6 protein-coding genes and 1 pseudogene are annotated in these 6,955 nt (G+C 67.2%); 6 read left to right on the forward strand and 1 reads right to left on the reverse strand.

Annotated elements, in window-relative coordinates; genetic code table 11:
- The 6 genes and pseudogenes from SJH88_RS18005 to SJH88_RS18030 form a co-directional block, all read left to right on the forward strand.
- Window positions 1-466: pseudogene (locus SJH88_RS18005) on the forward strand (P-type conjugative transfer protein TrbL); the annotation flags it as partial.
- Between the two features lie 11 nt (window positions 467-477).
- Window positions 478-1,182 (forward strand): conjugal transfer protein TrbF, encoded by a 705-nt coding sequence (gene trbF / locus SJH88_RS18010; protein WP_154163161.1) that lies wholly within the window; start codon window positions 478-480, stop codon window positions 1,180-1,182.
- Complete coding sequence (trbG, locus tag SJH88_RS18015; protein ID WP_154163162.1) at window positions 1,179-2,201, forward strand: P-type conjugative transfer protein TrbG; 1,023 nt, start codon at window positions 1,179-1,181, stop codon at window positions 2,199-2,201. Before trbF ends, trbG begins: the two co-directional genes overlap by 4 nt.
- Window positions 2,202-2,203: 2 nt before the next feature.
- Complete coding sequence (locus SJH88_RS18020) at window positions 2,204-3,472, forward strand: TraB/TrbI/VirB10 family type IV secretion system protein (RefSeq protein WP_154163163.1); 1,269 nt, start codon at window positions 2,204-2,206, stop codon at window positions 3,470-3,472.
- Window positions 3,469-3,729 (forward strand): DUF2274 domain-containing protein, encoded by a 261-nt coding sequence (locus tag SJH88_RS18025; protein ID WP_154163164.1) that lies wholly within the window; start codon window positions 3,469-3,471, stop codon window positions 3,727-3,729. Before SJH88_RS18020 ends, SJH88_RS18025 begins: the two co-directional genes overlap by 4 nt.
- A gap of 141 nt (window positions 3,730-3,870) precedes the next feature.
- A complete protein-coding gene (locus tag SJH88_RS18030; RefSeq protein WP_154163165.1) occupies window positions 3,871-4,599 on the forward strand; it encodes a hypothetical protein in 729 nt (242 codons plus the stop codon).
- Window positions 4,600-4,881: 282 nt separating this feature from the next.
- Here SJH88_RS18030 and SJH88_RS18035 read toward each other — a convergent pair whose 3' ends face one another.
- Window positions 4,882-5,835: a GGDEF domain-containing protein gene (locus SJH88_RS18035; RefSeq protein ID WP_274755268.1), complete on the reverse strand. Its 954-nt coding sequence runs from the start codon at window positions 5,833-5,835 to the stop codon at window positions 4,882-4,884.
- Window positions 5,836-6,955 lie beyond the last annotated feature (1,120 nt).

Consider the following 6,955-nt stretch of genomic DNA (forward strand, 5'->3'; position numbering starts at 1 on the left):
CGTGGCGGCTGGGGCGCGCATGGCACCCGCCGCCGCGAGGATGGCTGGGGACGGGGCCCGCTCGATGGCATCGACCGCCGGCAGCGCCCGGTCGGCGTACCAGGCAGGTTCCGCCCCGGCCGGTGGCAGCCTCAAGGGTGCCCCCGCCGGCGTGGGCAACGTGGCCAAGACCGGTGCGCAGGCCGCCGGACAGAAGGTGGCCGACGGAGCGCGCTCGATGAAGGAGCGTGTCGCTGCTTCCTTCCGACCCGATGACGCCGGATCGGCATCGGGGGCAGCTGCTGGGACGCAGAGCACCAGCGAAGCCGCCGCACGACCTCCATCCACCGAGCAGCCGGCCTGGGCCAAGCGCCTGCATCGCAGGCAGCAACTCACCCATGCCGCGACCACCGCCGCCCACACGCTGCGTGGCGGCGATGGCGGCAGCTCCAGCCAGGGCCCAAGCCTTCGCGATTCCGATTCATAAGGAGAACTCCCATGCGATTCAAACGACCGCAGCTGCGCTACGCCGACACACCGCAACCTGCCACTCCGTACCAAGCCGCAGGCCAGGTGTGGGACGAGCGTATCGGCTCGGCCCGCGTGCAGGCAAAGAACTGGCGTTTCATGGCACTGGGCTGCCTCACCTTGGCCGTGCTGATGGCGGGCGGCCTGGTCTGGCGTTCCGCGCAGTCCATCGTGACGCCCTACGTGGTGGAGGTGGACAACGCGGGCCAGGTGCGCGCGGTCGGCGAGGCCGCCACGCCATATCGACCCAACGATGCGCAGATGGCCTATCACCTGGGCCGCTTCATCGGGCTGGTGCGCTCGCTGTCCATCGACTCCATCGTCGTGCGGCAGAACTGGCTCGATGCCTACAACTACACCACGGACAAGGGTGCCGTGGCGCTCAACGAGTACGCCCGCGTGAACGATCCGTTCGCGCGCATCGGCAAGGAGTCGGTGACGGTGCAGATCAGCAGCGTGACCCGCGCCAGCGACCAGTCGTTCAACGTGCGCTGGACGGAGACGCGCTTTGTGAACGGTGCGCTGGATCGCACCGAACGCTGGAACGCAGTGGTTTCCATCGTGCAGCAGACCCCTCGCACCGAGCAGCGGCTGCGCAAGAACCCCCTGGGCATCTACGTCAACGGGCTGTCGTGGAGCCGTGAGCTGGAAGGAAACGAAGGAGCAAAACCATGAATGATCTTTTGCGTAAATCCGCCTTGCCGGCGATCCTGCTGGCATCCACCGTCCTGTTTGCAGGCTGCGCTTCGCAGGGCAAGCCGCCGCCGGCCATCTCGCTCGATGAGCCGGTGCAGGCCCAGCCGCTGCCGGAGCCACCCAAGCCGGTGGAGGTGGTCACGGTGCCCCAGCCGCTCGCGCTGCCGTCGCAGCTGAAGCCGCTGCCCGAAGGTGAAGAAGCCAAGCCTGCGCCAGAGCCTGCCGACGAAAAGGTGCGCGTGTCGCGTGCCAATGCCGAGGCCCGTGTGGCGCCCACGCGCGAGGGCTACGTCAATGCGATCCAGGTGTGGCCCTTCACCGATGGCGCGCTGTACCAGGTCTATGCAGCCGTGGGCCGCGTGACGGTGGTTTCGCTGCAACCGGGCGAGGAACTGGTGACGGTGGCCGCTGGCGATACCGTGCGCTGGATCGTTGGGGACACATCGAGCGGCAGCGGTGATGCGTTGCGCGTCAACGTGATGGTCAAGCCCATCCGCTCGGGCCTCAAGACCAATCTGGTCGTCACTACCAGCCGGCGCACCTATCTGCTGGAGCTGACCTCGACTGAGAAGACATGGATGGCTTCGGTGTCCTGGGAGTACCCCAAGGACAAGATGCTGGCCCTGCAGCGCCAGGCGCAGGCGGCCAGCACTGCCGCTTCGGTCGATACTGGCCTGTCGCTGGAGAAGATCCGTTTCCGCTACGCAGTCAGCGGCAGCAATCCGCCGTGGAAGCCGCTGCGCGCCTTCGATGACGGCGAGAAGGTCTACATCCAGTTCCCGCCGGGCATCGCCCAGGGCGAACTGCCGCCGCTGTTCGTGATCGGTGCGCAGGGCGATGGGCAGTTGGTGAACTACCGCTTCCGCTCGCCGTACTACATCGTCGATCGCCTGTTCGGCGCGGCCGAGCTGCGCCTGGGTGGCGGCAAGGGCACTGAAGGCGACGTGGTGCGGATTGAGCGCACGGATGGTGCTTCGAGTGGCACGCGGAGGAACTGACCATGAGCCAGGACGATTCTCCTGACCTTGCGCCGCAGGCGGGCAAGGTGGCACCCGAGGCGGTGGCGCTGCGCGCGCAGCCGCGTCCGGTCACGCGCCTGAACCGACGCACGCTGGCCATCCTCACCGGCGGCCTGTCGGTTGCCGTGCTCGGAGCCACGATCTGGTCATTGCAGCCGCACCGGCGCAATGCAGGCGAGCAGACCGAGCTGTACAACGTAGATCGTGTCTCTAAGTCCGAAGGGCTGGACGGCCTGCCTTCGGACTATTCCAAACTGCCCGCGAAGGTGCCCGAGCTGGGGCCGCCGCTGCCGGGCGATCTCGGCCCGGCGATCGTGAAGTCGCAGCAGCCGGCGACGCCCACCTATGCGCCGCCGGGCAACGACCCGGATGATGCACGGCGCAAGGAGGCCGATGCCGCAGCGGCTTCGTCGGTATTCTTCCGCTCGGGCACGCCCGGCAAGACGAGTGCGCCAGCGACCGCGCAAGTCGCCGCCGCCGGTTCGGCATCGACCTTGGCGGGGTTCGATCCTCTGGCTGCCGGGCCGGCCTCGACGGCGGCCCAACCCACCGACCCCACCGCTGCGCAGAACCGGCAAGACCAGAAAGAGGCTTTCCTGAAAGGCGGTTCTACGGAAACCCTCAATTCCGGCAATCTGCAGATGCCAGCCTCGCCGTACCAGGTCATGGCTGGGACCGTGATCGCGGGTGCGCTGGTGACGGGTATCAAGTCCGATCTTCCGGGCGACGTGATCGCCACCGTGACGGAGCCGGTCTATGACACGGCCACGGGCAAGTTCCTGCTGATCCCGCAGGGCTCGCGCATCCTGGGCAAGTACAACAGCCAAGTGAGCTACGGGCAAAGCCGCGTGCAGGTGGTGTGGAACCGCATCATCCTGCCCGACACGTCGTCGCTGAAGCTCGACAACCTCGCGGGCACCGATCCTGCCGGCTACGCCGGCCTGGAGGATGGCGTCGATTGGCACTGGGATCGCGTCTTCGCGGGCGCGGCGCTGACCACGTTGCTGGGCGTGGGCGCCGAGTTGGCCGCGCCGCAGAACCGGCAGGACGGCAACCGCGTCATCATCGCCGGGCGCGACAGCCTGCAGGACAGCGTGAACCAGGTCGGCCAGGAGATGACCCGGCGCAACATGAACATCCAGCCCACCCTGACCGAGCGGCCGGGCCTGCCGGTGCGCATCATCGCCAACCGCGACCTCGTCTTGCGTCCGTACCAGCCCTTGTTCTTCAACCGGGGAGCCGCGAAATGAACACCTCCAAGAAACTGCGGCTGGGGCCGCTGCCCAAGACCGAGGCCACGAAGCTCACGTTCTCTTGCCCGACCAGTCTGAAGGCTGAACTCGACCGCTATGCCGCGCTGCACGCACAGACCTACGGCGAGGCGGCCGATGCGGCCACGCTGATCCCGCACATGCTAGAGGCGTTCATGGCGGGGGACCGGGGCTTTAGGCGGGTGGATGCCAAGCGCAAAGCGCAGAAGAGCCTGCCGGCGCACACGCCTGGCTGAACTTGCTAAGATGGCACCATGCACGGGTAGGTGCTGGCCGTCCGCAATGGCAAAGTTCACTCACTACCAATGGCGATTTCCATTGGAATCTTGGTCGGATTCCTACTGAGCGGACCCTAGGAGTCTTCGATTGAGAAACCAATGAAGATGAACACCATCACATGGGCCGATCTGGCCCGCCTCAAGAAGGCCGCCAAGGCGGCCAAAGCCACACTCCCCGACCTGACGCATATGCAACGGCTCAATGCCGTTGCCGCGGCCGAGTATGGAGTGCGCCACTTCCACGAGCTGGAGAAGCGCTACGAAGCGCAATTGGCCAGCCACGTGGACATGGACGGCGGTGCGCACCACTGCCGCTTCTGCTCCTTCACCTTTGATGGAAGGCTGCCCGCTGACATCAAGGCGCACAGCGAGCGGCATCAGCTCTTCGAGGAAGCGCAGGCGACGCTGGGCTTCGTGCCCATGCCGTACAAGGAGCGCGAGCAGGTCAAGCGCACCGGGTACGACTGGATGCGTTCGCCCGACCAGGGAACTCAGCGCCAAGGTGCGCTGGCTGTTCTGCTGTCCCACTTCGAGCGTTCGATGGAGCGCGCCGTTGACGGTGGGCGCTGGCACAAGCACCCGTACTTCGTGGAGTACCTGGCGTATGCGCTGCCCGGCGCTGCCTTTGTCCCTGAGTCGATCCGGCAGCGGCTCGCCAACGAGTTCGGCGAGCAGCCTGGGGTCATTCTGACCGGTTCGACGGACTGGCCGTCGCAGGCCGCCGTCAAGGTGACCCGTTCGACCCCAGATGCCGCTGCCTCTGTGCGGCTTCGCGAAAGCGTGTCGCAGGCGGCGAAAACTGCCGCAGAGGCGTCGATCGCTGCCTGACTGGTTCCTCCACGGAGGGGGAAACCCCCTCCAGAGCATGACGGTGTTTGCCACCGCCATGCTCCCATGTGGCACCTAGCCCACGCAGGCCAACCACCAAAGAGTGACCGATCCAGGCCTAACTGCCTGTGGCGTAAGGGGTTTTAGGCCGGTGCAGGTCCACAGCGGGGACTTGACATCGGACATTTTTCATGCCCGCCGGGCGAGGGGGGTGAGCCAAATCGGTTGCTGGCCCAAGTGCAGTGCGCGCAGAGTGCTATTTTTTTGCGGTGACTGCCCGGTCTACAGCACCACCGCCTGCGCGACCACGCGGTTGCGCCCGGCGTTCTTGGCCGCGTACAGCAGCCGGTCCACTGCGTGCACGAAGCCGGCGCAATCCTGGCCGGGCTGCGGCACCAGGCTGCCCGCGCCGATGCTGACCGTGACCTGCTGGCCGAAGGGTGAGCGGGCGTGGGGAATGGCCTGCTCCTGCAGCAGGCGGCGAAAGCGCTCGGCCACCTGCCGGGCGATGTCCAGGCCCACCTTGGGCAGCAGCACCACGAACTCCTCGCCGCCATAGCGCGCCACCAGGTCGTTGCACTTGTCGCAGACCTGGGCCAGCGCCTGCGCCACCTGGACCAGGGCCTGGTCGCCGGTCTGGTGGCCGTAGCAGTCGTTGAGCTGTTTGAAGAAGTCGATGTCCAGCACCAGCAGCGACAGCGGTGTCTGCGCGGTCTGGGCCTGGGCCCAGGCCTGCTCCAGCGCCTCGTCGAAACGGCGGCGGTTGGCCACGCGGGTCAGGCTGTCCTGGTAGGACAGGGCCTGCAGTTCGCGCTGCAGCGCCAGCAGCCTTTGCTCGGTCTGCTTGCGCTCGTGGATGTCGAAGATGAAGCCGACCAGGGCCTCGGTGCCGCCCTGCGCATTGCGCAGCACGTGCACCGTCTCGCGCACCCAAACATAGCGCTGGTCGGCCGTCAGCGCGCGGTAGTCGGCCTCGTGGTCAACGCCGGCCTGCGACAGCTCCACACAGCGGCGGACCACCTGGTCGCGCTCGTCGGGGTGGATGCGGTCGATCCAGTCCTGCACCGTGCCCCAGTCGTCGGTGCGCCAGCCCAGCAAGGCCTCGATCTGGGGGGCGACGTAGACGTAGCGCTGGCTGGCCCAGTCGATCTTCCAGGGGATGGCCTGGGTGGACTCCAGCAGCGTGCGGTAGATATCGTCCTGGTCGATGGGCTGGGGTGGGGGCAGCTGGGGCATGGGGCGCGACCTCCGGGCTTAGGCGCTGTGCTGCGGCGCCTGCGCGGTCGGGCGGCTTGCACCGTGGGCAGCGGGTTCCAGTACCAGCGGAAGGAGTCGTCGTTCTCGCGCAGCAGGGTCTGGGTGTGCACGCGGTCCTGGAACAGGTCGCCCCAGCAGACGCGTGCCGAGTTCCGGTTGTTGTGCAGGTCCACGCAGGGGGCCGTGGCGTTGTCGGGCTGCGCCGGCAGGAACACGCTCCAGCCCTGCGGGATCCACAGGTCGGCCATGCGGATGCGGCCTTCGGCGGGCCAGTAGCGCGCCACGCTCAGCACCAGGGGCTTGACCGGGTCGCAGGAGATGAAGAGGTGCGGGAAGTCGTGGTGTTCCAGGTCGGTGCAGATGGTGGTGCACAGGCGGTTTTGCGTGCCCTGGTAGGGCGACCAGTGGCCGGCAAACACGCCGTACTCCAGGTGCATGTGCTGCAGCTCGGGGAAGCGGCTGTCGATGCGCAGCCCCTGGCCGGGCTGGATGACGGTGATGCCGAAGGCGGCGGCATGCTCCGCGGTGGCCCACAGCGGCTCGAACACCACTTCCTCGGCGGCCAGGTCCAGCTCGTACTCCACGCCAAAGCCGGGCGACAGCTTGGTGTTGCGCAGGCCGCGCACGGTATAGGGGCGGCCGGCCCGGGCCTGGGGGTTGCAGGGCGCGGGCTGGATCCGCGTGGCCTCGGGGGGCAGCCGGTCCAGGTAGCAGTGCTCACCCCCAGCGTTGTAGAAGAACGGGGTGAGTTCCAGGCTCACGGTGCGCGATTGCAGCTCGCGGATCAGCAGCGGGGGATCGAAGTGGTCTTGCGTCATGGGTCCCAGCAGGGCGGCAAAGCGCTCGATCCTAGGGATTCCCGGTGACGGCCGCTATCGCGCACGGGGGGCGATCAACGGTCAAAAAGCACAAAATAGCTTATTGCTATTGAGTTTGGTGCTATGTTATTTGTTCGGCCAGCGGTCGTGCAGTTGCTCGCCGGTGTGGCGTGGCCGCATCCGCCATGCTGGCGCCGCCTGGTGCCGTGCGGCATGGGCCGGTCTGTGGCCGGTGACCGGCGGGGGCTCAGCGGTCGGCGCGCACCAGCTCGAAGGCGCTG

This window comes from Comamonas sp. GCA5 (assembly GCF_036541385.1).
GTDB lineage: Bacteria > Pseudomonadota > Gammaproteobacteria > Burkholderiales > Burkholderiaceae_C > Comamonas > Comamonas aquatica.

Coding starts and splice junctions, on each gene's coding strand:
- SJH88_RS18020 (WP_154163163.1), top strand. CDS start 2,204: ATGAGCCAGGACGATTCTCCTGACCTTGCGCCGCAGGCGGGCAAGGTG.
- SJH88_RS18030 (WP_154163165.1), top strand. CDS start 3,871: ATGAAGATGAACACCATCACATGGGCCGATCTGGCCCGCCTCAAGAAG.
- trbF (WP_154163161.1), top strand. CDS start 478: ATGCGATTCAAACGACCGCAGCTGCGCTACGCCGACACACCGCAACCT.
- trbG (WP_154163162.1), top strand. CDS start 1,179: ATGAATGATCTTTTGCGTAAATCCGCCTTGCCGGCGATCCTGCTGGCA.
- SJH88_RS18035 (WP_274755268.1), bottom strand. CDS start 5,835: ATGCCCCAGCTGCCCCCACCCCAGCCCATCGACCAGGACGATATCTAC.
- SJH88_RS18025 (WP_154163164.1), top strand. CDS start 3,469: ATGAACACCTCCAAGAAACTGCGGCTGGGGCCGCTGCCCAAGACCGAG.